The sequence below is a fragment of the Yersinia bercovieri ATCC 43970 genome (assembly GCF_013282745.1).
GTDB classification, from domain to species: Bacteria; Pseudomonadota; Gammaproteobacteria; order Enterobacterales; family Enterobacteriaceae; genus Yersinia; species Yersinia bercovieri.
The window spans coordinates 34,773-59,890 of the sequence record NZ_CP054044.1 but is presented as its reverse complement, the minus strand read 5'-3'; the positions used below and the strand labels follow the sequence as shown (position 1 = coordinate 59,890).

Sequence of the window (25,118 nt, the reverse complement as noted above, 5' to 3'; positions counted from 1 at the left end):
TGAGACCTGTTAACAGGTCTTTTGAGGTGTTTATGCCAAGTGTGATTTTGACTGATACCAGCGCCAGTGTGAGTGAACTGAAGAAAAATCCAATGGCAACGGTCAATGCTGGCGCGGGATTTCCTGTTGCCATTCTCAACCGCAATCAACCCGCTTTCTATTGCGTCCCCGCCGAACTTTACGAACAAATAATGGATGCACTCGATGATCATGAGCTAGCAAAACTGGTCAATGAGCGCCGTAATCAATCGTTGCATGATATCGATCTGGACAGCTATTTATGATTTATCCCGTTAAATTCAGAGAAGAAGCGCTAAAGGAGTGGCACAAACTGGATAAGACGATACAGCAGCAGTTTGCCAAGAAATTAAAAAAATGCAGCGATAATCCGCATATTGAAAGCGCAAGACTGCGCGGCATGAAAAATTGCTACAAAATTAAATTACGATCTTCTGGATTTAGATTAGTGTATGAAGTTATCGATGATATTTTGATTATTGCAGTGGTTGCCGTAGGAAAAAGAGAGCGCAATGAAGTTTATCAACTTGCAAGTGATAGATTACGCTAAATCCTTCGACTTCGACGTTGCAGGAGTGGCCTGTTCACCGCTCTCCCCGTTATAAGGCTGCTACACGCAGCATTCAAATCTGTTTCCGGCAGATTTGTCACCGGAATAACTTCCACGTTTTTGCCGCGATAAAAGAAGGGCGTTATGTCAGTTAAAATTGAAAATATTCAGTGTGAAGTGTTATCCAAAAATTGGTTTAAATTACATAAATATACCTTTGATTTAAAAGCTGATGATGGCACCACAGTGCAACAGATTCGCGAAGTCTATGACCGGGGTAATGGCGCGACCATTCTGCTGTATAACCGTGAAAAGGGCACAGTAGTACTGATAAACCAATTCCGTATGCCCACCTATGTTAATGGTAATCCTACTGGCATGTTATTAGAGACCTGCGCAGGGTTATTGGATAATGACTCACCGGAAGAGTGTATTCGCCGTGAAGCCATGGAGGAGACCGGCTATCAGATTGATAAAGTGCAAAAGTTGTTTGAAGCCTATATGTCACCGGGTGGCGTGACTGAAATTATCTATTTCTTTGCTGCGCAATATCATGCGGATCAGAAAGTCACTGATAATGTTGGTGTAGAAGATGAGGTGATTGATGTGGTTGAACTGCCCTTCAGCGAGGCGCTGGCGATGATTGCCGATGGTCGGATTAAAGATGGCAAAACTATCATGCTGTTACAATATGCCCAAATCCAGGGCTTTTTTAACTAATATTATTCCTACCTGTACCACCGCGATACTTTTACTGCCGCTACCTGAGCGGCATTTAATTTCGCCATTATTGATAATCCCTTCTGATTGATAAGCAAATTCCCTGATTGATACAAAAATGTTATGCAGAGTATGCCCTGGTTCATAGATTGTGGTGATTCACTCACTATACTGGTTCAGCTGTTACCTCAAAACAAAAAAGCAAAGGGAACCTACAATGGACGAACAATTGAAACAGAGTGCGCTTGATTTTCACCAATTCCCCACCCCAGGGAAAATTCAGGTGTCGCCAACCAAACCGCTAGCAACCCAACGGGATTTGGCGCTGGCTTACTCTCCCGGTGTTGCGGCCCCCTGTTTGGAAATTGCAGCTGATCCTGCGGCAGCCTACAAATATACGGCGCGTGGCAACCTGGTCGCGGTTATTTCCAACGGCACCGCAGTTCTTGGGCTGGGTAATATCGGCGCATTAGCCGGTAAACCGGTAATGGAAGGTAAGGGCGTTCTGTTTAAAAAATTCTCGGGTATTGATGTATTTGATATTGAGGTGGATGAACTCGACCCGGACAAATTAATTGATATTATCGCCTCACTGGAGCCGACCTTTGGTGGCATCAATCTGGAGGATATTAAAGCGCCGGAATGTTTTTATATTGAGCAGAAATTACGCGAGCGCATGAAGATCCCGGTATTCCATGACGATCAGCATGGCACTGCTATTATCTGTACTGCCGCAGTGCTCAATGGCTTGCGGGTGGTGAAAAAAGATATTAGTGATGTGAAACTGGTGGTGTCCGGCGCCGGCGCGGCATCCATTGCCTGCTTAAATCTGCTGGTGGCGCTGGGATTAAAGCATCACAACATCACGGTTTGTGATTCCAAAGGCGTGATTTATAAGGGCCGCGAAGCCAATATGGCTGAAACCAAAGCGGCTTACGCCATTGATGACCATGGTCAGCGCACACTGGGCGACGCCATGCCGGGTGCGGACATCTTCCTCGGCTGTTCCGGCCCGGGCGTGTTAAGCCAAGAGATGGTGAAAACCATGGCTCCTAGCCCGCTGATTCTGGCGCTGGCGAACCCAGAGCCTGAGATCTTGCCGCCACTGGCTAAAGCGGTGCGCCCGGATGCGATTATCTGTACTGGCCGCTCGGACTACCCGAATCAGGTCAATAACGTACTCTGCTTCCCATTCATCTTCCGTGGTGCGCTGGATGTGGGGGCGACCACTATTAATGAAGAGATGAAGCTGGCTTGTGTACACGCCATCGCTGATCTGGCGCTGGCTGAGCAGAGTGATGTGGTGGCGTCAGCTTATGGTGAGCAAGATCTCTCCTTCGGCCCTGAATATATTATCCCGAAACCATTCGATCCGCGTCTGATTGTCAAAATTGCGCCCGCAGTGGCTAAAGCGGCAATGGATTCTGGTGTGGCCACTCGTCCCATCACTGACTTCAATGCTTATATCGAGAAATTGACCGAATTCGTCTACAAAACCAACTTGTTTATGAAGCCTATCTTCTCGCAAGCGAAAAAAGAGATGAAACGAGTCGTCCTGGCGGAGGGGGAAGAGGAGCGGGTGCTGCACGCCACTCAGGAGCTGATTTCCCAAGGACTGGCATACCCGATTCTTATTGGTCGCCCAACGGTGATTGAGACCCGGCTGAAGAAGTTGGGCCTGCAAATTGCCATCGGCAAAGATTTCGAAGTGGTCAATAATGAGTCTGACCCGCGCTTTAACGAGTACTGGCACGAATATTATCAAATCATGAAACGCCGTGGGGTGTCGCAGGAGCAGGCCCGCCGCGCAGTGATTGGCAACCCAACCCTGATTGGTGCCATTATGGTGCACCGAGGTGAAGCTGACGCGATGATTTGCGGCACCATCGGCACCTATCATGAACATTATGATGTGGTGGAGAAAGTGTTTGGTTTCCGTGAGGGGGCACATGTGGCGGGGGCGATGAATGCGCTGTTGCTGCCGACTGGCAACACCTTTATTGCCGATACCTATGTCAACGATGATCCGACACCAGAGCAGTTGGCGGAGATAACATTAATGGCGGCTGAAACTGTGCGCCGTTTCGGCATCGAGCCGAAAGTTGCGCTGCTATCCCATTCAAGTTTCGGCTCTTCAGATTGCCCGGCGGCGCGCAAAATGCGCCGCACATTAGCGCTGGTCAATCAGATGGCCCCTGAGCTGGAAATTGATGGTGAGATGCACGGTGATGCCGCGCTGGTGGAGAGTATCCGCCATAATCTGATGCCAGATAGTCCGCTGAAAGGGGCGGCTAACATATTGATTATGCCAAATATGGAGGCGGCACGTATCAGTTATAACCTGCTGCGCGTGACCTCGTCGGAAGGGGTGACTGTCGGGCCGGTATTGATGGGCGTGGCAAAACCGGTTCACATTCTGACGCAGATTGCGTCGGTGCGGCGAATCGTCAATATGGTGGCGTTGGCAGTCGTCGAGGCGCAAACCGAACCGCTCTAAATACTCTTCGTCCTGGGCGTTGCAGTGTTGTTAGCGGCTTTCGGTCACCCGAATCAGTTACTGATGTCAGCTCATCGGGATTACCTCAACTGCTGCCTGGCTGCAACGCCAATGACTTTGAGTATTGAACCCGCCTCGGCGGGTTTTGACTTATCGGGCCTTGCCGGCTTGCTGTAGCCACTTATCCAGCTCATTGGCAAACTGCTGGCGGTCACGCTGATTGAGGGTGTTAGGGCCACCGGTCTGAATGCCGCTGGCGCGCATAGTATCCATAAAGTCACGGATATTCAGCCGCTCACGGATGGTATCAGGAGTGTAGCGCTCCCCCCGTGGATTGAGTGCGATACCGCCTTTCTCAATCACCTCTGCCGCTAGTGGGATATCGGCGGTGATCACCAGATCATTTTTCTCAACCCGCTGCACGATTTCGTTATCGGCGACATCAAAACCGGAAGCAACCTGTAACGTGCGGATAAACTTTGATGGTGGTGTTTTTAGTGGCTGATTCGCCACCAGTGTGACCATGATGCCGGTGCGATCTGCGGCGCGAAACAGCACCTCTTTAATCACATTCGGACAGGCGTCTGCATCAACCCAAATTTGCATCAGTGCTGTTCTCCTGCAGTTAGCCACTCTTTGACCGGCAGAAAATCGCGGTACAATGCCGCTTCCGCGCTCTCAGCCGCCGGCTGATAGTTATATTCCCAGCGCACCAGTGGCGGCAGGGACATCAAAATAGACTCTGTGCGCCCACCGGTTTGTAAGCCGAACAAAGTGCCGCGATCCCAGACCAGATTGAATTCAACGTAACGGCCACGGCGATAGAGCTGGAACTGGCGTTCGCGCTCGCCCCAACTCAGTGCTTTGCGCCGCTCAACAATGGGTAAATAGGCAGCGAGGAAGCCGTCGCCCACCGCCTGAGTGAAGCGGAAACAGCTATCAAAATCGGGGCTATTCAAATCGTCAAAAAACAGGCCGCCAATGCCCCGAGCTTCGTTACGATGCTTAATATAGAAATAGTCATCGCACCATTTTTTATAGCGCGGATAGACTTGCTCACCAAAAGGCTGGCACAGCTGATAGGCGGTCTGATGCCAGTGAACCGCATCCTCTTCAAAGCCATAAAATGGCGTTAAATCAAAGCCGCCACCAAACCACCACACTGGATCTTCGCCCGGTTTCTCGGCGATAAAAAAGCGCACATTGGCGTGACTGGTGGGTAAATAGGGGCTGAGCGGGTGAATAACCAGTGATACGCCAAGTGCCTGAAAACTGCGGCCGGCCAATTCGGGACGATGTGCGGTGGCGGATGCCGGGAGTGTCGCACCTGAAACATGGGAAAAGTTAACCCCTGCCTGCTCAAATACCGCGCCATTAATCAATACCCGGCTGCGCCCGCCACCACCCTCTTCACGGGTCCAGTTCTCCTCTGCGAAGGTAGCACTGCCATCGGCTGCGGCCAGAGCGACACAGATTTTATCCTGCAAATCCAGCAGATAGGTTTTGATTAGGGCGATATCGGGTAAATTCATCAGCGGGGTTCTAGTTATCGGGAAGTTTTCAGGGGCCAAGTATACCCCGATTTGACGCCATTGTTGTACTCTCGGTGTGGATTAGTGCTTATTGAGCCGGAAGCCGAACGAAATTTATCTGATTATGCTCAAATATCATTAGCACTATCACGATGGGAAATATCACTTTATTATTGGGTGATATAATATTGTGTCATAACCAGCATATCCATTTGACTCAAGGGTGCGAATATCCATGGAAATCCGCGTATTTCAGCAAAACGATTTTGAAGAGGTCATTCTGTTGTGGGAGCATTGCGACTTACTGCGGCCCTGGAACGATCCAGAAATGGATATTGAGCGTAAGCTGAACCATGATCCCGAACTGTTTTTAGTCGCAGAGGTCAGCGGCGCGATTGTCGGCTCAGTGATGGGCGGTTATGACGGCCACCGTGGCTCGGCCTATTATCTCGGGGTTCATCCCGATTTCCGTGGCCGTGGCTTTGCCAATGCGCTGATCAGCCGCCTCGAGAAAAAGCTAATTGCTCGCGGCTGCCCAAAGCTCAATATCATGGTGCGCGAAGACAATGACGCGGTAATTGGCATGTATGAAAAACTCGATTACGAAACCCAAGACACGATTATGTTGGGCAAACGGCTGATTGTGGATCAGGAGTATTGAGGGGTAGTTGGCGTAATCAGAATAAACTTTCCCTCAGCAGATGAGGGAAAGTGGGTATTGAATTTTTTATTATTAATGGGTCGTAGCTATGGTTGGAAGATTGAAATTATCAAAGGGTGTAATCACATACAGTACTTCCGAGCTCTGCGTCTTATCGCTGAATTCAGACATACATTCAGTCATTACATCGTATGGATACCCTTCTGGGTTAATACATTCCGACTCGTTATTTGTATAGTCAAAATAATCATCAAGAGAATTAACCTGGAGGGAGTTGGTTTTATTAGAGGTGATGAATTTTTTTGAGTCATATGTCACATTTTCAATAATCATCTCTTTAATACCAGTCATTTGATTATCAACTATATGATTATTCAAATCATGAAGCAGATTTTTATAATTAGAAAATGCCTTTTTTTCCGCATTAAGGCGATCTATTTTTTTGCTGTCAATATTATTATTAATATCATGTAACAGCTTGTTGTAATTAGTGATTTCATCTTTCATTGCATTAAGATTATCTATTTTTTCGTTCTGCTTGGAAATCAAGATTCTAATTTTAATATCCACTACCTCAATGACATTATTGATTTTATGTAAAATTAATTCGGTGGGGATATCTCCCTCGTTATAATTTTGGTAAAGTATTTGATGAGTAAAATTAGAGTCGTTAATTACCTTATTATAATGTTTGTTTGCTGTTATGGCATCTCTATATATATCTCCATCTCCATCTATGGTTAGGTCATAATTATTGAAAAGTGCGTGTTCTATCTCATCGGCAGCTTCCTGTAAATTGGCTAATGCTTGGTTATATCCAGCATAACCAGCGTTAGAAAACGTCACTTTATGGCCAGATTCTTTATCTAGTAGATAGCTACAATTCTCTCCGGGGATGTATACTAAATTCTCTTTTTTGCTGTTCTTGAAAGTTAAGGTGGCAGTGCCGTCAGCATTACTAATAATATAATTTCTTTGCCTTAAATCTACCTCAAATTTATTATTTTCTAACTTGCCCTCTAATTCTATTGTTTCTGATTTGGTGTTTATTGAATAGTGGTCGTTATTTATCATTGCGTTTTTCCTTATTTATTTTTTATTTGTATAAATTATTATCTCAGGCGATTTATCTTGGTATGCCTGATAAATTTAATCATAGTGTTATTTTAATTGGCTTTAAATAAACAAATAATAAACATTTCTTCACAGTAAATATATTAAATATATTTGAATTTTATATTTTTCTTTGATGATGATTCGTTGAGGAGAGCATAGGTGTTAGGGGTATTATCGGGTACTGAACTCACTGAGATACAGTACCCGAGGTTAAAAATGAATGATTGAATCTTGATAATTATTGAATCTTACTAATATTCTTCACATCCACTTCTACTGAGTTCCAGTCTTTATCCACTTTCCCTTCGATTTGTACTTTATCTTGCGGCGTGATGGTTTGGCCTTTCCAGCGTTTGTCATCAATATCAACCGTGATGGTGCCAGTGGCGTCGCGGAAAGTATAAGTGTCGTGGCCCAGCCGCTCGATAATATTCCCTTGCAGGGTCACACGGGCGTCATCCCGCATACTTTTGACTTTATCCACAGTGGTGTTCGTGGCGCTAGGGCCGGTAAATCCGCCCTGAGTTGCCGGTTGAGTCTGTGTGGTTGCCGGGCCATCAAAGCCGCCTTTCGTGGTGTCGGTCGCGCTGTGGGCTAATAGTGGCGCACCGCATAACATCATGAGCGTTGCAGCTAAGGTTAATTTTTTCATTATATTGCTCCTTCAATGAATGAATAATTACGTCTAAAACGGGAGGCGATAAAAGCCTCTCAGGTACTCAAGAGTAGACCAAATTTAAGTTAAAACATGCAGAAGTTTCAATACCCGGCAATTAAATAGGGCCGATGTGGGTTTTATCAACCACCGCCAGTGGCTTTCATCTGGGTAGCGCAGTAAATTAGATGCGCCGCTGACCAGTGATAGCGATCAATGCCTGCGTGGCAATGGCACTTTTTCTGCGCTGAAGACTCCAACCACTGGTTATCATTTTTCAACTGCCCATAACTCTGTCTCTGCGCCGCACTCTTTGCAGAGAAGCTTACTGGATGCAGTGGTTTTTTTAAGGAGCTTTAGATGAATATTCGCCCACGGTTGTCTGGGGTGCGGTTGTTATTACTGGGTGCCCCTTTGTTGCTGGCCGGGTGTTCAAGTATGTCCGGTCTCTCCTGGTCAAGCCTCTCTCCGCTCAATTGGTTTAGCGGCAGTAGCAGCTTGCAGGTGACTGATCAGGGGGTCGGCGGGATTACTGCCAGCACGCCGCTGGCCGAAAATGAGATTAAAGAGGGGCTGAAAGGTGATTATCGGTTACGCAGTGGAATGGCAACCAATGATGGCAAATTAGTCTCTTTCTATCAGGCGATGCAAGAGGAGCAAATTAAGCTAGTGATATCCGGTCAGCCAAAAGGTACGGTAGAGCGTATCGATGTAATGGATAAAAATATTCCTAGCCAATGGGGTGTCAAAATTGGTACTCCATTTGGTGATTTATATAAAAAAGCCTTTGGTGTTTGCCGCCAGGGGCATGGTGATGACGCCGCGCAAATAGAGTGCGTCGCACCGGATAGCAAGCATGTCAGCTACTTATTTGACGGTGACTGGCATGGCCCTGAAGGCTTGATGCCCTCTGATGACACGCTAAAAAGCTGGAAGGTGAGTAAGATTATATGGCGAAATAGTAGCCAATAGTTTTTATTGTCATGCTATTAAGGCGCGGCATATTTCTCGCGCCTTAATAATATTCTCATCTCCCTTCTCTATTTTATTTTGCGTTGACGCAAGGTTATTTAAATCGTTTCAGCTATGATATTCAGCATTATCAATATGGATTTTAGTAAGGAAAAAAGATGACTCAAGTACAGAGTGGCATTTTGCTGGAGCATTGCCGTTTTGCCATATTTATGGAAGCAAGAGTGCAGGGCGAATTTGATGCCATTCGTCAGGGCTGCAAAAAATTCTGCCATTCATTACAAGAGTTGCAGCAACAATTTCCTCATGAACATCTAGGTGCCGTTATCGCTTTCGGTTCTGACATTTGGCATGATCTATCCAATGGGCAGGGCGCGAAAGAGTTAAAGCCTTTTGTCCCACTGGGTAAAGCGCCAATGGTTGCCCCTGCGACTCAGCGCGATCTATTGATTCATATCCAATCACTGCGTCAGGATATCAACTTTACCTTAGCGCAAGCGGCTGTTGCGGCCTTTGGTGATGCTATTGCAGTTGAAGAGGAGACCCACGGTTTCCGCTGGGTTGAAGAGCGTGATTTTACCGGCTTTATTGATGGCACTGAAAACCCGCAGGGCGATAGCCGGCCAGAGGTGGCGGTGATTGCTGATGGTGAAGAGGATGCGGGCGGCAGTTATGTTCTGGTTCAGCGTTATGAGCACGACCTGAAAAAATGGCAGCGTATTCCTGAGCATAAACAAGAACAAATTGTTGGGCGCACCAAGCATGACAGTCAGGAGTTGCCTTCGGATCAACGCCCAGACACTTCCCACGTCAGTCGGGTTGATCTGAAAGAGCATGGTAAGGGGCTGAAAATTTTGCGCCAAAGCCTGCCTTATGGCCAAGCCAGTGGCAAACATGGCTTATATTTTATTGCTTATTGCGCGCGCTTGCACAATATCGAGCAGCAATTATTAAGCATGTTTGGTTCAATAGATGGCAAGCATGATCTGCTACTTGGTTTTAGCAAACCGGTGACTGGCAGCTACTATTTCGCGCCGTCACTGACTAAATTGCTCTCCCTCTAACTCTTGGTCTTGGTCATAATAAAGGCCGGATATCCGGCCTCAGACTGATACAAACCCCGATGACGCGATCTGGAATGGAGAGGACGGGTAGAAGAGTAAAGCGTCCGCGCCAGGGAGGGCGCGGCTCGAGCCATCAGGGATGATTTTACGGCGTCTTTACGATCTGCCTGTTCTCTCCGCTCAGGCGACTTTGTTTGCTATTACTGCCATCATTCAATTAAGCAGAATATATTGCGTCACGCATTCTGTTCACCACTGTTTGCTTCTGCTCTTTGGTCAGTGCTCGCAGTGGCAGACGTGGATTACCGGCATCAATACCGTGTAACTGCATCGCCGCTTTGCCGGCGGCAACACCGCCAAATTCAACCAGCACACGAATAAGCGCAATAACCTGATCCATGCTGCGCTGTACCGCCACTTGATTGCCCGCATTGAAGTCAGCAATGATTTTGTGGAACAGTGGGGCTGCATAGTTATAGGTGCTGCCGACTGCGCCGATAGCGCCCACGGCCAAACCCCCCGGCAGATGTTCATCTACGCCAAATGGAATATCAAATTTACCGCCACTCACTCGCAGGCAGCGCTGGAACTCATAGAGATCCGCATTATTGAATTTGATGCCTGAAAGGTTAGGGATCTTGGATTCAGCTTTGATCAGGAACTGCTCCATATCCAAATTCACCCCAGACATCCCAGAGTGATAATAGTAGAAGCCTTTCGAGGGTGCTGCGGCCGCGATGGCCTGACAGTAGGCTATCAGATCATCAAGATTGCCGGGCTTAAAGAAGCAGGGGCCGATGGCGGAGGTCGCGAAGATATCCAGTGTTTCTGCATGGCGAGAGAGGTCGACGGCATCTTTGATGCTGAGCGCGCCGGTGTGCAGGGTGATGCTCAGTTTGCCTTGTGCCGCCTTGACCCAGCGCTCAGCAATGTTCTTGCGCTCTTCAACTGAGCAGTGAATGCCCTCGCCAGTGGTGCCGCAAACATAGACCCCTTTCACGCCATCATTGACCAGATGCTCGGCAATTTGGTCAATAACAGGATAGTTGACCTCACCCTGCTCATCAAAGGGGGTGTGCGGAGCTGCTATCAGGCCGGTTAACTTTTTCATACGCATCCTTATAAATCAGAGAGAGTGGGTAGCCCGGATGGGCTAATAGCCATTAGTATTCAGTCAGTTTTGCGGCTTGATGCTGCTTGATTGCTTCGCAAAACCAACCGCAAATATGTTCGATTCGGGTAATGGCCGAGCCGACAGTCACGGCATAAGCACCCGCTGAAATCGCGGCGGCTGCCAGAGCTGGCGAGTTATAGCGGCCCTCCGCAATCACCCGACAACCCGCTTTGGCCAACTGATTAACCAGCGTCAGATCCGGTTCGGTAGGCACGATTTTTTGGGTATAGCCGGATAGAGTGGTGCCGATAAAATCGATACCTAATCGATGGGCCAGCAAGCCATCGTCAAGATTGGAAGCATCCGCCATCGCCAGGCGGCCGGTCGCCTGCACTCGTTGGTACAGCTCTTCAACCGAGACCGGACGAGCGCGGCAGGTGACATCAAACGCGATAATATCGGCACCGGCGGCACTCAGGCCATCGACATCTTCCAGCCACGGAGTAATTCTCACCTCGCAATCCGGCAGGTCGCGCTTAATAATGCCGATAATTGGCGCATCTGTAACCCGGCGCACCGCCAGAATATTGTCGATACCTTCAATCCGCAGGCCAACGGCACCTCCAGCGAGAGCCGCACAAGCCATTGCCGCCACAATTTCAGGTCTATCCATGGCGCTGCCGGGGAGTGGCTGGCAAGATGCGATTAAGCCATTTTGCAGCTTGTGGCGAAGATCACTGGTGTTACTCATGGTCGGGTCACTCGCAGTCAGATTGCGCACGGTTTTTTGCTCCGATCTTTAATTTTAAGTGAAGTTTTACTCCATTATGTTAGATCTTTTATTTGCAGGGCGCAATGGTGATAAAGGTAAATAAATGTCTCAATCGGAGCTTAACTCCAATTTAAAAATAGTAATGGAGTTAAGGCCAAAAAATTGCCATAGTCAATGTCATGACATTTATGACAGGTGCAAGAGGGTTACGCCGGATGGGAAAAGTATTAGCACTGGATATTGGTGGGACAAAAATTGCGGCGGCAGTGGTCACCGAGAGTGGCATGTTGATTGGTCGCCAGCAGGTGGCAACGCCACGGGGCGGGGCGGAACAACTGGCTATCGCCCTGGACACCTTGGTGACACCTTATCGGCATCTGGTTGATTCTATTGCAGTTGCCTCAACAGGCATTATCAGTGGTGGCCGCCTCACTGCGCTGAATCCTGCCAATCTGGGCGGGCTGGCGGATTTCCCATTGCAGGAGTGTATTCAGTCGATCACTGACTTGCCCTGTGTGTTGCTCAATGATGGGCAGGCCGCAGCCTGGGCTGAGTATCAGGCATTAAGTGATAATGGCGACAGTCTGATTTCTGTCAATAATATGATGTTCGTCACGGTATCTACTGGCGTGGGCGGCGGCATTATCTTGAATAAAAAGTTGCTGGTCGGCAATCACGGGCTGGCAGGGCATATTGGCCACACGCTGGCTGATCCCCATGGTCTGCTATGTGGCTGTGGTCGCCGTGGGTGTGTCGAAAGTGTGGCATCCGGCAGTGCCATTGGTGCTGAAACCTTGGGCTGGAAACAGCCGGTCGCGGCGGCCAAAGTGTTTGAAATGGCGCAACGTGGTCATCTTCCGGCGGAAAACATCATTAACCGTTCCGCGACAGCGATAGCACAGATGCTGGCAGACATGAAAATGGCACTGGATCTGGAGATCGTGATTCTGGGTGGCAGTGTCGGGCTGGCAGTGGGGTATCTGGAGCGGGTGATAGGTGCGCAAAAAGCGCTACCTGAAATTTATCGCGTACCGGTACAGGCGGCACATCATCGGCAGGATAGTGGCCTGTTGGGGGCCGCACTCTGGGCAAAAAACAGCCTTTGTTCTTGACGCCGCAATGAGTGTGGGTATTCATTTTATGATTAAAAATAGAGGGTCAATATGATCAGCGGATCATTAACACAAACAACATTTTTTGGCGGATTGCCAGAGCGACTTCAATGGGTTTTAGCTTATTTGGCCAAGTTGCCACTGGCGGAGCTAAGCTGCGGGCGTCATGACATTGATGGCGAGCTACTTTTCATGAATGTCATGGAGTTTGACACCCAACCGGCTGAGAGCAAAAAAGCTGAAATGCATCGCACCTATGCTGACGTCCAGCTATTGATCAGCGGCATTGAGGGCATTGAGTATTCAACGCTGACACCAACTGAGCATCTGGAACCTTATCATGCGGATGACGACTACCAACTCATCGCCGATATTCCGGATAAAAGCCAATTACGTATGCTACCGGGGATGTTTGCGCTGTTTTTACCGGGCGAACCCCATAAACCAGGCTGCAAGATTGCCGACTCCGGCACCATTAAGAAGGTGGTGGTAAAGGTTCACTACAGCCTATTGTAAATACTATATCGCTATGATTTTTATATAATAATAATGCAGGTTGTCTTTGACATCTTCCCCGGCCCTCCGGGGTTTTTTTATCGATTTTTTATGGAGTGCATCCCGCATAACAGAGCCATTGTTCTTCACGAAATGGGCCAATTATGTCATGATGCGCCCCAGATATGTCCCCTGTTCATCAATTCTCTTTCCCTTGAGGTGTCCGCGTGAAGACTGGTGCCCCCCGTTTTAAGCCAGGTAAAATTCTTGATGCCTTGGGTGCGATGCAAAATAGCCTGACACGCTCAGCACAGCGAATTGCGGCCTATATTCTGGCGGAACCGGCTAAAGTGACTCACCTTTCTATTGCTGATCTCTCCGCGAACACGCAGGCCGGTGAAGCCACCATTATCCGCTTCTGCCGGACACTGGGCTATAAAGGGTTTCAGGATTTTAAAATGGATCTGGCCATTGAAGTGGCAACCCGCCATAACAGTGAAAACAGCCTGTTGGATGCGGATGTGCAAGAGGGCGATGATGCGCTGGCGATTGGCAATAAGTTGCAGTCGGCGATTAATAACGTGCTATCCGAAACCCTAAATCTGCTCTCTATCGAGAGTGTCGAGCAGGTGGTTAAGTTACTGCGTCCGGCGGATCGAATCTGCATTTTTGGTGTCGGCTCTTCCGGCATCACGGCGGAAGATGCCAAAGGTAAATTAATGCGAATCGGACTGCGGGTTGATGCCGCTACCAATAACCATTTTATGTATATGCAAGCCTCTTTGATGCGCCCTGGTGATGTGGCGATTGGTATCAGCCACTCGGGAACCTCGGCTGAAACTGTGCATGCCCTGAAGCTGGCGAAGCAGGCGGGGGCGACCACTGTGGCATTGACTCACAATATGGGTTCCACTATTACTGAGCTGGCGGATTATGTGCTGATTAACGGCAACCGTCAGGGGCAGCTGCAAGGGGACTCCATCGGCACCAAAATCGCTCAACTCTTTGTGCTGGATCTGATCTACGCCCTGCTGGTTAAAGCTGATCCGGCGCAGGCGGAGAGCATTAAACGCAAAACCACTCAGGCGGTCAGTCAAAATGGATGACCGGTAATACATTTTCTGCTGCAATACCTAGCCCCCGCGACGGAGATATTCCGCCTGCGGAGGTAAATACCCCGTTATCCTGTTGCCTCTCTCTCGCACACTAGCATTTCGCCATCTTTGTCACGTTTTAGACACATTGTGATTGAAATAGCGGGCTGATCTTATACACTCAAATGGAGTTTTACTCCTTTTGTGTATTTTGTTTGGAGTAAAACCACATAAATATAAATGTGGCGAGAACCATCGGGTAGTGACAGATTATGTGATGATAAACAATCGGTTGCTATGGTTATACCTGCCGCGGGGAAAACAGTTTCTGCCAGTGAATTTGGCTGGTGGTGGAGAGAGCGACGATATGAGCACTTCAGTAGGATCTCGTGGAGACAAGCCATTGCGCTGGTATAAGCAGCTAACCCCTGCGCAATGGAAGGCATTTATTGCCGCCTGGATCGGTTATGCCCTGGATGGTTTCGATTTTGTTCTTATTACTCTGGTTCTGACTGATATTAAACAAGAATTTGGTCTGACACTGATTCAAGCCACCAGTCTTATCTCAGCGGCCTTTATTTCACGCTGGTTCGGTGGTCTGGTGCTAGGGGCCATGGGCGACCGTTATGGCCGCAAACTGGCGATGATCACCAGTATTGTGCTGTTCTCTTTCGGGACGCTGGCCTGTGGTTTAGCGCCCGGTTATACCACCCTATTTATCGCGCGACTGATTATTGGCATCGGGATGGCGGGGGAGTATGGCTCCAGTTCCACCTATGTCATGGAGAGCTGGCCGAAGAATATGCGCAATAAAGCCAGTGGTTTTCTGATTTCTGGCTTCTCTATTGGCGCAGTATTGGCGGCTCAAGCCTATAGCTATGTGGTTCCGGCATTTGGCTGGCGTATGCTTTTCTACATTGGATTGCTACCGATTATTTTTGCACTCTGGTTGCGTAAAAATCTGCCAGAAGCGGAAGATTGGGAAAAAGCCCAAAGTAAGCAACAGCACTCTAAACAGACCAAAAATCGCAATATGTGTGGGGGAGTGATCATTTTAACATAGCTTAAGGAGAGTCTGATTTAGGCGGGATGCCTTGAAGAGAGTGACTTGCGGGGCAATTCAACGATTTTGCATGGTTACGATAAAAATAATCAAAAGTACGTTTTTTTGCATTCAATTCTGCACAAATTAGATCATCGTTCAAACCATTCTAATCAGATCTTAAACAACGTTTAAAAAAGATGATTGCGTTACCATAATGCAATCATCCAACCTTCTTCTGTGATTGGTCGCCAGAGTTATTTTCTACACAACTTTCAGATGCCCCTTTTTTGGCTTCGTGTAGCGCCATCAGGCGTTCCTTCTCTTCAGTTGGTAACTGTAGTAGCTCTATATCGAGAGAATTCGCAGTAGCCAGCTCGACTATGCCATCAACCCCCTTCTTGTGTATCACTCTTAATAAAGCCTGTGCTTCATTTTCATCAAGAGAGTCAAGCACTGCTAGCCAAGCGCTAGTTAACCTCCCTCTAGCTTTATATTCTTTTTCAGCCTCACTGAGATTATGGTTAGTGGTGGTGATCGTGTCAGCTATTGATCCATATGCTAACCAGTCAAGACTAACTTGCTCCTTATGTGCAATTTTCTGCATGGCAGTAAAAGCAGGCTCAGTACTCTTGGTTAAATAATTATTTAACGTGGAGAAAGATAGCCCCCAGTCTCTTGCCGCTGCCCGCACACTCCTGGTACCAACAAGCTCCCTCAAACGCTCTTTGAGTTTTTCTTTTCCTTCAGCCTCAAAAGTAAATTCTTTAACTTTACTACTAATCATTTTCTTTTCCTTTTAACTCTTTGATTATTAATCGTTATTCATAATTGAAATCAATTGATCACAATAAGAAGCAAAGAAAGTCATATTTTTACTTTACGTGACCACTATTTGGATCAATACTCTATCCATACGGATAACCTTTACGGCTTATCCGCGCGGTTCAACTTTTTAGGGTAATCGAATGATGAATAGAAATGAAGTGGCTTGTAGCGATATGCACCGAATAGATATCGTTGCATCGTTACATAAACAAGGTGTAACCATGCGAGACCTGTCTATTGAGGCTGGTTTAGCCGCAGATACACTCAAAAACGCTCTGTATCGCCCTTACCCAAAAGGGGAAAAAATCATTGCCCAAGCATTGGGTTTAGAACCAGCAAATATTTGGCCGAGTCGCTACCCCGCTTTAACTCGCAGGGTGGCTTAACATGTTTCTTTCTGTGAATGAGCTGATTGGGTTACCGGGTATGCCTGGGACTGCGCCAGGTATTAGGGCTGCGCTTAACAAGCGCGCGGGTAGTTCACTGGAATTGAAACGTAAACGCGCTGGCACCAAGGCATTTGAATACCACATCGATTGCCTGACAGAGCAGCAACAAGACGTTGTTCGTGAGCGCCACCTTAACTCTCTTTTAAATGCAGAGAAAAAAGCCGTTAAAACGGCATTTAACGGCGATTTAAACCCAAGAGTAAAAGCCAAGCATGAGTTAGACCTTATGCGCCAATGTCCAGCCCTGCTTGAGCGTAGCACCGGCAATCTGACCAAGTTACAGCGTGATATTGCGGATGCCCGCGCCACTCTGGTGACCGAGGTTATCAATTTACAGAACGCCGGATTGTCACGCATTCGAGCCATTAATTATATTTGTGACCAGTCACGTTCTAATAATTTACCTGAGAACTTGCAGAAAGCAGCCGCAATGGCCAATGCCCGTAAAGGTCTGCGCACAGGCGTCAGTACCCGCACCCTGAATGGTTGGGTTGTTGACTATGAACGTGCCGCCACGCCCTCCGAGCGTCTGGTTTTATTGGCTCCAGGGCACAATAAAGGCAAACCCGTTGAGCGCATTAAATGGATGCCACTATTTATGGCGCACTACCGCACCACCAACGGATTAAGCATTGCTGAGGCTTACGAGAACTTTGAGCATGACTGGCAAATGCAGTATGCAGACCAGCCCGCCATGCTCGCCGCAATTCCTTCTGTCTATGCCGTGCGGCGGGCATTAGACAAGTTGCCAACCGTCGTTAAACAACGTGGCCGTGTTACGGGTTCTGCCATGCGAGCGCTGAATACCTATGTGAAGCGTGACTGGTCACAAATGCCCGTTAACGGCGTTTGGATTGGGGATGGCCACAGCATGAAAATGAAAGTGGCACACCCTGACCATGGCCGTCCATTTACACCAGAAATCACGCTGGTTATTGATGGCCGGACACGTTATGTCGTCGGCTGGAGTCTGAGCCTGGCTGAGAACGTGATCGCTGTGGCTGATGCACTGCGCCACGGTATGCAGAGCCACGGCATACCCCTGATTTACTATTCAGATAACGGTGCAGGTCAAACCGCAAACGTATTAGATGCTGATATTACGGGGATTTTATCGCGTCTTGGTGTGGAACACCCTACAGGTATCCCCGGTAACCCGCAGGCACGTGGGATTATTGAGCGGCTTAACCGCGAAATTCCTGCCCGTATCGCCCGTAAATTTGCCACCTATAACGGTAAATCTGCTGACCGCGAAACGGTTCGTATGGTCAGCGTTGACCTTAATTCAGCCTTCAATGCACAGGGGAAGAATAAAGAGCTCAACAGTCGCCAAAAGGCGGCGATGGCTAAATTACCCTCATGGCAGCAGCTTATCGATGCCATAGAAGATGAAATTGAAGCCTATAACACCACCCACCGGCACAGCGAATTACCCCGCCGTGACGATGGTAAACACTATACCGCTACGGAGTACCGCCAGTTATTGCTGGCAAGCGAGACCATTGATCGCCTTTCCGATATCGAGTTGCGCGACATGTTCCGTCCGCAAGTCAAACGTACCGCCCAGCGCGGTTGGCTGTCTATCTTCAATAACCAATATTTTGCTGAGGGTTTAATTCAGGTCGATGGCGAAGAAGTTCTGGTTGAGTTCGATATTCACGATGCCAGTAGCGTTACCGTTCGCCGCCTTGATGGCTCGTTTATCTGTACTGCGATTGTGAATGGTAATACCCGCGCCGCCTTCCCTGTGGATTACGTCCAGAAAGTGGCAAAAGACCGCCATAGCCGCCGTATGAAACTGGTTGAGCAAAAAGCCGAAGAGATTAACGCCGAGCTTAATCCGGTACTGACTGCCGATGATGCACCCGATTTTGGCTCGCTTATCCAGGGTGATATCTCACGCATTAATGATGACCGGGAAGAGATGTTCTTATTCCAATCTGATCGCGATGAATATTTAAAAGTACATGGCAATAAAAAAGCGGCTATTTGACGCCCATCAAATGCCGCTCATTCACTACATAGGAATTAAATCATGACAATTAAAAATGACCTTATAGAACTGATGGAACGTAAAAGCCTCAACCAAACACAGGTTTCACGCGCTATTGGTATGAGTACTGCCACCGTCAATCAATATCTACAAGATAAATATAACGGGGATTTGGAGAGGGTCAATAGTGAGGTACAGGCTTTCCTCGAACGTACTCGCGAGAAAGATAAAGCCCAGCGCGTAGACGTGAAGTTTGTTGCAACGTCAGCATCCAAAAAAGCGCTGGAAATTATCCGTATGGCCCACGTTGACGGTGAGATCAATGTGATTTACGGCGAGGCTGGGCTAGGTAAAACCATGGCATTAAAGGCTTACGCCAGCCAGAACTCGACTGCGTTGTTAATCGAAGTTGATCCCAGCTTTACCGCTCGCGTCTTGCTGGAAGAGATCTGTAACCGTTTGGGGCTATCCCCTCGCGGCAACATGCATGAAACCTTTGAGTTATGTAGCAATAAATTACGTGACTCGGGCTATGTCTTGTTGATTGACGAGGGGGAATTATTGCCGCATCGGTCACTGGAAGTACTGCGCCGACTGCATGATAAAAGCGGGATTGGTGTTGTTCTAGTCGGTATGCCGCGCCTGCTGATTAACCTGAAGGGGAAACGTGGCGAATTCGTCCAGCTTTATAGCCGTGTGGCCTTTGCACTCAATATCGGTAATGCCCTGCCTAAAGATGATGTCAGTGCCATTGCGGCCAGTGTATTGCCTGCGGTAGCGGATGATATCAATGAGGCGCTTTATCAGGAATCAAAAGGCAATGCCCGCCGCTTATTTAAGTTACTGCGCGGTGCAATTCGCCTTAGCCATATCAATGAAACACCCGTGGGTGTAGGTGCCGTTCGCCAAGCCGCCAAAATGTTAATTAATTAAGGAATAAGCCATGTGCCAATTACCTATTAATAACCCGACCTTAATGAAGCCGATTAATCGCTTATTACGCGCCGGTATTAAGGTGGTGGAATTAAACACCCGCTTACGCCGTCCGATCATCGAAGTTGATCGCCCCTTTAAGGCATGGGAACAAGGCGCGGTTGAGATAACCGAAACCCGTAACGGCGTCCGTAGCCTGGTCAAAATGACCCTCTGGCGCGGCGCTCATATCATCTGGAGATAGCCAGTTATGGCAAAAATAATCATTGATATTACGACAGACAGTAAAAACCGGATGGCTGTTGATTGTCGGTGTGAAGCATCAAAAACAGACGGTAAGGATGATTTAGCGATAGCCAAAGCGGTTTCTTGCGGGTTGGCTGGGCATATTTCAATCAAGGCTCACGAAGCATTAATTAAAACCAAACGAGGTAAAAAGCATGTCCACTGATAACAAACAATTCACTGATAAAGCCGCTCCAGAGGGGTACTGGGTTGATGCTAAAGGTATTCTGACCCCAATTTCTCTGGTTAAAGATATCGACAAAATGCGCGACACATTAGTGGGTGACATTATCAATCGCGCACTGGTCGTTAACAAAATGCTGACCGAGTTTAAGTTGGCCACCTTTGCTGACATCGCCGCGTTCGTTGACCTGTCAGCCAATGAATACAATGTTTCACTGGGCGGTAAAAAAGGCAACGTCACGCTATATAACTTTGACGGCAAATATAAAATACAACGAGCCATGCAAGACCGCATTGCTTTTGATGAGCGCCTGCAAGCTGCTAAAGCGCTTATTGATGAATGCCTTGCTGATTGGGTTAAAGGTGCACAGCCTGAAATTCATACCATAATCAACCGGGCTTTCTCCTCTGATAAAGAGGGTGAGATCAATACCGGAGCAGTCTTGGCACTGCGTCGTTATGACATTCAGGACTCACGCTGGTTACGCGCCATGGACGCAATCAGCGAAGCGGTGCAGGTTGTCGGCAGTCGTTCCTATGTGCGGGTTTATGAGCGTATTGGTGACAGTGACCAATATCAGGCAATACCTCTTGATATCTCTGGAGTCTGATATGAAAGCTGGAGAGTTTAATCGGCGTTATCCCGTAGGTAAGGTTTTCATCTACCAACCGTGCAAATTTTTACGCGGGGGCAAATCAGTAAAAACGGTTGGCCCAGCCCATGATTTTGATTCGGCAACTGTCGTGGAAATTAATAAAGAACCTTATTTTGATAATACGGAATCATTAACGCCTGCGGGCTAATTTAATTCGCTTTTAAATCATCTTTAAACATGGCGTAAACCCGCAGGGGCGCGCTTACGCCAAAATAATGGAAAACCATCATCATGAATAAAGAAAAGTATCTCGCCAAAATAAAGAAACTGTTGAATTTGGCTAAGCACAGTACTAATTCCAATGAAGCTGCCAATGCGATGAGTCAGGCTCAAAACCTGATGCGTGAGCATGGTCTGACATCTATTGATATCGACTTGATGGAAATCAACGAGGCAGGCAGTAAAGGCGCTCCCTCTCATGCTCAGGCTGTCCCTAAATATATGGGGCTGCTGGCAGATATTATTTGTCGGGCTTTCGGCGTTAAGTGTTATATGACCTTTAAACGCAATTATTACACTACCGCTCAGCGTCAGGTTATTTTCTACGGCCCGAATGAACGCCCACAAATAGCAGCTTATGCCTTTGACGTACTCTCTCGCCAAATGATGAAAGCCCGCCGTGAATATACCGCGTCAATGCGCAAGAGCATTAAAGCCAGCACCAAAATAGCCCGAGGGGATACCTTCTGTGAGGGGTGGGTAATAGGCGCTTATCAGGTCATTAAAGATTTTACGGTTACAGATACAGAGGCAACCCTAATCACTGCCTACCATCGTAAATTGCAGAAAGATATTGGGCTGCAATCAGGCGATATGCGAGAAGCCAAAAAGTGTCGTGGGGCTGATGATGCTGCGGATACTGGATATCGAGCGGGTAAAGATGCCAGCTTGCTCCACGCAGTCAATGGTACTGATTCTCAACCTGCATTGATTGGGAGGTCATAATGGAAAACCTGTCTAAAACCGATTCTTTGCGCCAGGCACTGAAAATACTGGGTTCTGCCACTGGCCGCGAACTGGCCAACTTTACTGGCTTACCCATTGCGCGTGTCGGCGCACTGTTGGCCAAAGATATCAGCAAAGGCCATGTTAGCCGGTGCTGGAACGGTAATATGCGTTGCTACGCTATGGCAGGGGTAGCCGGTGTCACGCCAAAATCGCCGGGTACCCCCCGTTTGTCTCATTGGAAAAATGTACCCGCCAGTAAAAAAGTCAGCACCAAAAAATTGCGCTGCCTGCCTTTGGGTGTCACCAACCCCGAGTTTATGTCTTTGGCGCTGAAAGCCGCGGCCCTCGAAAAACAGTTCAAATATGCCGATGCGTTACCCGTTTGGCGAGCAGCCGCCGACGCCTCCATGCTGGCCGTCAATGAGCAATGGTGTTTTACCCGCGCCCGGTTCTGTGACGCGGCCAGATTCAAAGGCTGGGGAGAGCGCTCATGAAAGCCCATGTCAGCAGCCGGGAATATCAGGATAACGGCAATAAGCGTATTTACACCCTGACGGATGGCAGCGTGGTGATCGAGTATCCCAATCTGCCCGGTAAATCGCGTTTCAACTTCTTTGATAGTCGTGGGAATTCGATTCACAAGAACCAGCAGCGCGTTGCCATGAAGCAAGCCGTTGAACACCATAAAAAACAGTGGAGGGTGAAGCCATGAGCCATTTTCTAAAAGGGTTGTCAGCCGAAATATTCAATCAAAAATACCCTGTAGGCAGTCGTTTTAATTACTTTTCCGTTAAGGGCATTCCTGACAGTGTTGAGGTGGTCACACGTACTGAAGCCTGGGCGTTAGGTCATGGGGATGTTGTTGTCAGCGTCAATGGCCGAGCCGGTGGGCTTCACATTGAGCATATGAAGCCTGTTGTTATCGCCGATAGTTCTTTGCAGGTGCTAAGCACCGAGTATTTGACAGAGATTATCAATAGTCCAGCCAGTGAACTCACTATAGCGCTAGCAACTGGACTGCTATCACTGCGTGAGCAACTGGAGGGGCTTAAAGAGCAGAAGCCCACAGGCCAAGTTATTAGCTGTAACGGCAATAAAACGCTCGGTTGGATTAATGACGCGCCAGTTGGCACTTTGTTATTCACAGCAGCCAAGCCAGCAGACATACAAAGGGGGCAAGGATGACTATCAGAGAAATTACCTTAATCTGTTGGGCCATAGCGACCTACATTTACCTTGGCTATTGCTGGGCCAGCATTCTGCGGCGGTTGGGTTGGATGAGAAAAAACATTCACTGGATTGCCTTTATTTTCACAATGCTGCTTTGGCCAGTGGGATTAATGCTTTTTGAAGCGCGACTGGTTGAAGAGAGTTATGACGATAACGTTGACGAGGATGATATCAATGGCAATTGAAATCTCACCAAATGATGAACGTATAGCAATGCTGGTAGCCAGCGGCTTTTCTCATGATGAGGTCAGCCAGTTGTTTAATCATCTCAAATCAGAACCTGATCATGAGGCTTATCAGCAAGAGTTATACCGTAATGCCGTGTTATCAGCCAGAGAAACACTTAGCGCCTATTGGATTATCTCCAGGCTTAAAGCCATATCTGAGGGCAGCGATAAACAAGCCGCAGTGACAGCATTGAGTGCCTTAATGGATATTTCTTCATCCTTTAATCTTTTCAGACTCAATATTGCTCCGGAGTTTTTATCGGGTTTAAGTCAGGGAGGTGTCGATAATGACCAAGGACAACAGTAAAGAGCAGGCAGCGGCGCGTAAGCGCCTCTCCCGCGCTCGCGCAAAGTCACAGTTCGGCCAGCATCGTATTGAAATAGTTATCTCTGACCGTGGGTTTAAAATGTTGCTGGATGGCTGTAAGCGCCGTAATCCGGGTCGTAAACCATACATCCCCAGCGAGTATGTTGAGCTTTTAATCTTTTGTGACGGTGAGCGACTGGAGCGGCAAGAGGCTGAGTTAGGTCATTGCAATCACTGTGACTTGCCATTACCTACCGGTTGCAATACAGCGTTTGTAGGTGAATCACAATGTTGGTTTTATCGTCAGTCACGCGCTTTAAATCTTACAGATGTGACCGGTCACGCTCAGTTAGATGAGGTGAAAAAATGACTAATTTGGGTCTGTTAAAAAGTCACCTGGCACTGGGTGAAGACTACGGCGAAGAACTGCTGCAAGTGCTCCAGTCGGCCTTTGATGAGATTACCGTCTCGCGGGCAAAGCTGCTTGAATTGGGCGGTTACTCTCCAGCGGATACTGCTGATTTACTGACTGGCTGCGGGAAATTAACCCAACACATCACTAAGTTTGAACACAGTAGCCCGTACTCTGTAGGTTCTTCCGCTTTGATTAACTTATTGGTGACGCATCAAAACCAACACACTGTTATTGAACAATCATTAACCTTAACTTCTCTCAATAACGAGTGGTTTGCTCTGGTGGGTTTTGAGAACTTTCCTTGGCATGCCTCACCAGCCGAGGCGATGGATACACTATCTGACTGGCTTATCCGGTTGGGCTTGGCGACAAAAGTCAGTGATGGTTTACGTACTCAGCTGGGGGCGTTATGGACAAAAAACTGATCCAGCTTATTCATGTGGGTAAGTCTGCCTTAGCCTGGGACGATGAAACCTACCGTGATGTTATTTATCGACTTACCGGTAAAACAAGCTCGGCTCATTGTTCCATCGAGCAGCAAGAACGTATTGTGGCTTATATGCGGGCTCATGGATTTGAGCCTAAACCGACCCCAAAACGCGGACGTCGCCCCAGCGTTCCCGCCAGTAAGAAGACGATACTCAGTAAGATTGAGGCACTTCTGGCTGACGCAAACCGACCATGGGATTATGCTGAATCTATGGCGCAACATATGTTTCAGGTAAGATATGTTGATTGGTTGCCGCTGGATCAACTGACAAAACTGATGCAGGCATTGATTATCGATGCCAAACGTCGAGGTAAATTATGATGGATATTGAGCAGGTTAAAGCGCTATTGCCAGAGTCTGTCCAGCAGATTGCCGAGTTGATCGGTTATCCAGCCACAGCCCGCCTGCTCGATAAGTTGGGTGGCACCACCTTCCCAATCGGTAAAGGGTTGCGCGCACTTGGCGCAGCCCGCGCCACGTTGTTACGTGAAACCATTGGTGATGAGAACGCGCAACTGTTGGTCAAGCACTTTGGTGGGGAGGTTCTTTACCTCCCTCGTTGTGATCGGGCATTGCGTGAGTTGCGTAACCGTTCGTTCCTGGCTGAATTTGCGCAGTTGCGTGACACTGGCGTCTCTTCACTGATGGTAATGACGCAGCTATGCCCTAAGTATGGTTTTTCTGATAGATTTGCTTGGGGGCTTTTGAGTCAGCGTAATATTGATAGTGTCCATAATCAGCAAGATTTGTTTTAAGGCAT

The 25,118-nt window shown here is 48.0% G+C and carries 34 protein-coding genes and 1 pseudogene; 28 read left to right on the top strand and 7 right to left on the bottom strand.

Translation table 11 applies throughout. The features are described from left to right. Positions 1–32: 32 nt before the first annotated feature. The 4 genes from HRK25_RS00390 (at position 33) to maeB (ending at position 3,785) form a co-directional block, all read left to right on the top strand. A complete protein-coding gene (locus tag HRK25_RS00390) occupies positions 33–284 on the top strand; it encodes a type II toxin-antitoxin system Phd/YefM family antitoxin (RefSeq protein ID WP_032897508.1) in 252 nt (83 codons plus the stop codon). Continuing rightward, a complete protein-coding gene (locus tag HRK25_RS00385) occupies positions 281–568 on the top strand; it encodes a type II toxin-antitoxin system RelE family toxin (RefSeq protein ID WP_032897511.1) in 288 nt (95 codons plus the stop codon). Before HRK25_RS00390 ends, HRK25_RS00385 begins: the two co-directional genes overlap by 4 nt. Positions 569–712: 144 nt before the next feature. Continuing rightward, on the top strand, positions 713–1,288 hold the full coding sequence (gene nudK, locus HRK25_RS00380; RefSeq protein ID WP_005273377.1) for a GDP-mannose pyrophosphatase NudK: 576 nt from the start codon (positions 713–715) through the stop codon (positions 1,286–1,288). 217 nt (positions 1,289–1,505) lie between these two features. Further along, positions 1,506–3,785, top strand: coding sequence for an NADP-dependent oxaloacetate-decarboxylating malate dehydrogenase (gene maeB, locus HRK25_RS00375; RefSeq protein WP_005273379.1), 2,280 nt, complete (start codon positions 1,506–1,508; stop codon positions 3,783–3,785). A gap of 150 nt (positions 3,786–3,935) precedes the next feature. Here the strand turns inward: maeB and HRK25_RS00370 are convergent, their stop codons facing one another. Together HRK25_RS00370 and hemF are read right to left on the bottom strand one after the other, a co-directional pair. Next, a complete protein-coding gene (locus HRK25_RS00370; RefSeq protein WP_032897515.1) occupies positions 3,936–4,391 on the bottom strand; it encodes a YaiI/YqxD family protein in 456 nt (151 codons plus the stop codon). Next, positions 4,391–5,317 (bottom strand): oxygen-dependent coproporphyrinogen oxidase, encoded by a 927-nt coding sequence (hemF, locus tag HRK25_RS00365; protein WP_005273381.1) that lies wholly within the window; start codon positions 5,315–5,317, stop codon positions 4,391–4,393. Before hemF ends, HRK25_RS00370 begins: the two co-directional genes overlap by 1 nt. A gap of 235 nt (positions 5,318–5,552) precedes the next feature. Between hemF and HRK25_RS00360 the strand changes: the two genes are divergently transcribed. Next, the gene (locus tag HRK25_RS00360; RefSeq protein WP_005273382.1) at positions 5,553–5,978 is read left to right on the top strand and encodes a GNAT family acetyltransferase; all 426 of its coding nucleotides are present in this window, start codon (positions 5,553–5,555) and stop codon (positions 5,976–5,978) included. Between the two features lie 72 nt (positions 5,979–6,050). Here HRK25_RS00360 and HRK25_RS00355 read toward each other — a convergent pair whose 3' ends face one another. Both HRK25_RS00355 and HRK25_RS00350 read right to left on the bottom strand, forming a co-directional pair. Next, positions 6,051–7,052 carry a hypothetical protein gene (locus HRK25_RS00355; protein WP_005273388.1) on the bottom strand — a complete coding sequence of 334 codons (1,002 nt, stop codon included), beginning with the start codon at positions 7,050–7,052 and terminating at the stop codon, positions 6,051–6,053. Between the two features lie 280 nt (positions 7,053–7,332). Then, entirely contained in the window at positions 7,333–7,746 is a 414-nt protein-coding gene (locus HRK25_RS00350) for a YgiW/YdeI family stress tolerance OB fold protein (RefSeq protein WP_005273390.1), read from the bottom strand. A gap of 363 nt (positions 7,747–8,109) precedes the next feature. On the opposite strand from HRK25_RS00350, the gene HRK25_RS00345 reads away from it, so the two are divergent. Both HRK25_RS00345 and HRK25_RS00340 read left to right on the top strand, forming a co-directional pair. Next, the gene (locus HRK25_RS00345) at positions 8,110–8,721 is read left to right on the top strand and encodes an RpoE-regulated lipoprotein (protein ID WP_005273393.1); all 612 of its coding nucleotides are present in this window, start codon (positions 8,110–8,112) and stop codon (positions 8,719–8,721) included. Positions 8,722–8,879: 158 nt separating this feature from the next. Next, positions 8,880–9,785, top strand: coding sequence for a Dyp-type peroxidase (locus tag HRK25_RS00340; RefSeq protein WP_005273395.1), 906 nt, complete (start codon positions 8,880–8,882; stop codon positions 9,783–9,785). Between the two features lie 217 nt (positions 9,786–10,002). Here HRK25_RS00340 and HRK25_RS00335 read toward each other — a convergent pair whose 3' ends face one another. Continuing rightward, positions 10,003–10,896, bottom strand: a complete 894-nt coding sequence (locus HRK25_RS00335) for a dihydrodipicolinate synthase family protein (RefSeq protein WP_032898408.1) — start codon at positions 10,894–10,896, stop codon at positions 10,003–10,005. 52 nt (positions 10,897–10,948) lie between these two features. Further along, a complete protein-coding gene (locus HRK25_RS00330) occupies positions 10,949–11,650 on the bottom strand; it encodes an N-acetylmannosamine-6-phosphate 2-epimerase (RefSeq protein WP_071984931.1) in 702 nt (233 codons plus the stop codon). 236 nt (positions 11,651–11,886) lie between these two features. Here HRK25_RS00330 and HRK25_RS00325 point away from each other — a divergent pair, with 236 nt between their 5' ends. From HRK25_RS00325 to HRK25_RS00305, 4 genes and pseudogenes are all read left to right on the top strand, one after another. Further along, complete coding sequence (locus tag HRK25_RS00325) at positions 11,887–12,783, top strand: N-acetylmannosamine kinase (protein ID WP_005276785.1); 897 nt, start codon at positions 11,887–11,889, stop codon at positions 12,781–12,783. Between the two features lie 51 nt (positions 12,784–12,834). Further along, entirely contained in the window at positions 12,835–13,299 is a 465-nt protein-coding gene (gene nanQ, locus HRK25_RS00320) for an N-acetylneuraminate anomerase (RefSeq protein WP_005276787.1), read from the top strand. A 263-nt stretch (positions 13,300–13,562) separates the two neighbouring features. Beyond that, positions 13,563–14,384, top strand: a complete 822-nt coding sequence (locus HRK25_RS00315; protein WP_478212746.1) for a MurR/RpiR family transcriptional regulator — start codon at positions 13,563–13,565, stop codon at positions 14,382–14,384. A 355-nt stretch (positions 14,385–14,739) separates the two neighbouring features. Further along, positions 14,740–15,408 (top strand): annotated as a pseudogene (locus tag HRK25_RS00305) (MFS transporter); the annotation flags it as partial. Positions 15,409–15,637: 229 nt separating this feature from the next. Here the strand turns inward: HRK25_RS00305 and HRK25_RS00300 are convergent. Then, positions 15,638–16,201 carry a transcriptional regulator gene (locus HRK25_RS00300; protein WP_005276793.1) on the bottom strand — a complete coding sequence of 188 codons (564 nt, stop codon included), beginning with the start codon at positions 16,199–16,201 and terminating at the stop codon, positions 15,638–15,640. A gap of 184 nt (positions 16,202–16,385) precedes the next feature. Here HRK25_RS00300 and HRK25_RS00295 point away from each other — a divergent pair, with 184 nt between their 5' ends. The 17 genes from HRK25_RS00295 to HRK25_RS00215 all read left to right on the top strand — a co-directional run bounded on the left by HRK25_RS00295 (position 16,386) and on the right by HRK25_RS00215 (position 25,113). Beyond that, positions 16,386–16,628 (top strand): helix-turn-helix domain-containing protein, encoded by a 243-nt coding sequence (locus HRK25_RS00295; protein ID WP_032898438.1) that lies wholly within the window; start codon positions 16,386–16,388, stop codon positions 16,626–16,628. A 1-nt stretch (position 16,629) separates the two neighbouring features. Continuing rightward, positions 16,630–18,684 (top strand): Mu transposase C-terminal domain-containing protein, encoded by a 2,055-nt coding sequence (locus HRK25_RS00290; RefSeq protein WP_032898409.1) that lies wholly within the window; start codon positions 16,630–16,632, stop codon positions 18,682–18,684. A gap of 42 nt (positions 18,685–18,726) precedes the next feature. After that, positions 18,727–19,617: an ATPase gene (locus HRK25_RS00285; RefSeq protein WP_005276797.1), complete on the top strand. Its 891-nt coding sequence runs from the start codon at positions 18,727–18,729 to the stop codon at positions 19,615–19,617. A 10-nt stretch (positions 19,618–19,627) separates the two neighbouring features. Then, the gene (locus tag HRK25_RS00280) at positions 19,628–19,861 is read left to right on the top strand and encodes a hypothetical protein (protein ID WP_005276801.1); all 234 of its coding nucleotides are present in this window, start codon (positions 19,628–19,630) and stop codon (positions 19,859–19,861) included. A 6-nt stretch (positions 19,862–19,867) separates the two neighbouring features. Next, complete coding sequence (locus HRK25_RS00275) at positions 19,868–20,068, top strand: hypothetical protein (RefSeq protein ID WP_032898410.1); 201 nt, start codon at positions 19,868–19,870, stop codon at positions 20,066–20,068. After that, a complete protein-coding gene (locus HRK25_RS00270; RefSeq protein ID WP_005276806.1) occupies positions 20,058–20,696 on the top strand; it encodes a DUF3164 family protein in 639 nt (212 codons plus the stop codon). Before HRK25_RS00275 ends, HRK25_RS00270 begins: the two co-directional genes overlap by 11 nt. Before the next feature lies 1 nt (position 20,697). Then, positions 20,698–20,889, top strand: a complete 192-nt coding sequence (locus HRK25_RS00265) for a hypothetical protein (RefSeq protein WP_005276809.1) — start codon at positions 20,698–20,700, stop codon at positions 20,887–20,889. An 83-nt stretch (positions 20,890–20,972) separates the two neighbouring features. After that, on the top strand, positions 20,973–21,686 hold the full coding sequence (locus HRK25_RS00260) for a DUF2786 domain-containing protein (protein ID WP_032898411.1): 714 nt from the start codon (positions 20,973–20,975) through the stop codon (positions 21,684–21,686). Beyond that, positions 21,686–22,183: an ANR family transcriptional regulator gene (locus HRK25_RS00255; protein WP_032898412.1), complete on the top strand. Its 498-nt coding sequence runs from the start codon at positions 21,686–21,688 to the stop codon at positions 22,181–22,183. The genes HRK25_RS00260 and HRK25_RS00255 overlap by 1 nt, the downstream gene beginning before the upstream one ends. Then, positions 22,180–22,401: a hypothetical protein gene (locus HRK25_RS00250; RefSeq protein WP_032898413.1), complete on the top strand. Its 222-nt coding sequence runs from the start codon at positions 22,180–22,182 to the stop codon at positions 22,399–22,401. Before HRK25_RS00255 ends, HRK25_RS00250 begins: the two co-directional genes overlap by 4 nt. Further along, positions 22,398–22,874 (top strand): hypothetical protein, encoded by a 477-nt coding sequence (locus HRK25_RS00245; protein WP_050413696.1) that lies wholly within the window; start codon positions 22,398–22,400, stop codon positions 22,872–22,874. The genes HRK25_RS00250 and HRK25_RS00245 overlap by 4 nt, the downstream gene beginning before the upstream one ends. Continuing rightward, positions 22,871–23,104, top strand: coding sequence for a hypothetical protein (locus HRK25_RS00240; protein ID WP_032898414.1), 234 nt, complete (start codon positions 22,871–22,873; stop codon positions 23,102–23,104). The genes HRK25_RS00245 and HRK25_RS00240 overlap by 4 nt, the downstream gene beginning before the upstream one ends. After that, the gene (locus tag HRK25_RS00235; protein ID WP_032898415.1) at positions 23,094–23,453 is read left to right on the top strand and encodes a hypothetical protein; all 360 of its coding nucleotides are present in this window, start codon (positions 23,094–23,096) and stop codon (positions 23,451–23,453) included. Before HRK25_RS00240 ends, HRK25_RS00235 begins: the two co-directional genes overlap by 11 nt. Continuing rightward, positions 23,434–23,823 carry a hypothetical protein gene (locus HRK25_RS00230; RefSeq protein ID WP_032898416.1) on the top strand — a complete coding sequence of 130 codons (390 nt, stop codon included), beginning with the start codon at positions 23,434–23,436 and terminating at the stop codon, positions 23,821–23,823. The genes HRK25_RS00235 and HRK25_RS00230 overlap by 20 nt, the downstream gene beginning before the upstream one ends. Then, positions 23,820–24,293, top strand: coding sequence for a hypothetical protein (locus tag HRK25_RS00225; RefSeq protein ID WP_032898417.1), 474 nt, complete (start codon positions 23,820–23,822; stop codon positions 24,291–24,293). The genes HRK25_RS00230 and HRK25_RS00225 overlap by 4 nt, the downstream gene beginning before the upstream one ends. Beyond that, on the top strand, positions 24,278–24,679 hold the full coding sequence (locus tag HRK25_RS00220; RefSeq protein WP_032898418.1) for a gp16 family protein: 402 nt from the start codon (positions 24,278–24,280) through the stop codon (positions 24,677–24,679). Before HRK25_RS00225 ends, HRK25_RS00220 begins: the two co-directional genes overlap by 16 nt. Next, a complete protein-coding gene (locus tag HRK25_RS00215; RefSeq protein ID WP_005276820.1) occupies positions 24,679–25,113 on the top strand; it encodes a Mor transcription activator family protein in 435 nt (144 codons plus the stop codon). The genes HRK25_RS00220 and HRK25_RS00215 overlap by 1 nt, the downstream gene beginning before the upstream one ends. Positions 25,114–25,118: the final 5 nt, after the last annotated feature.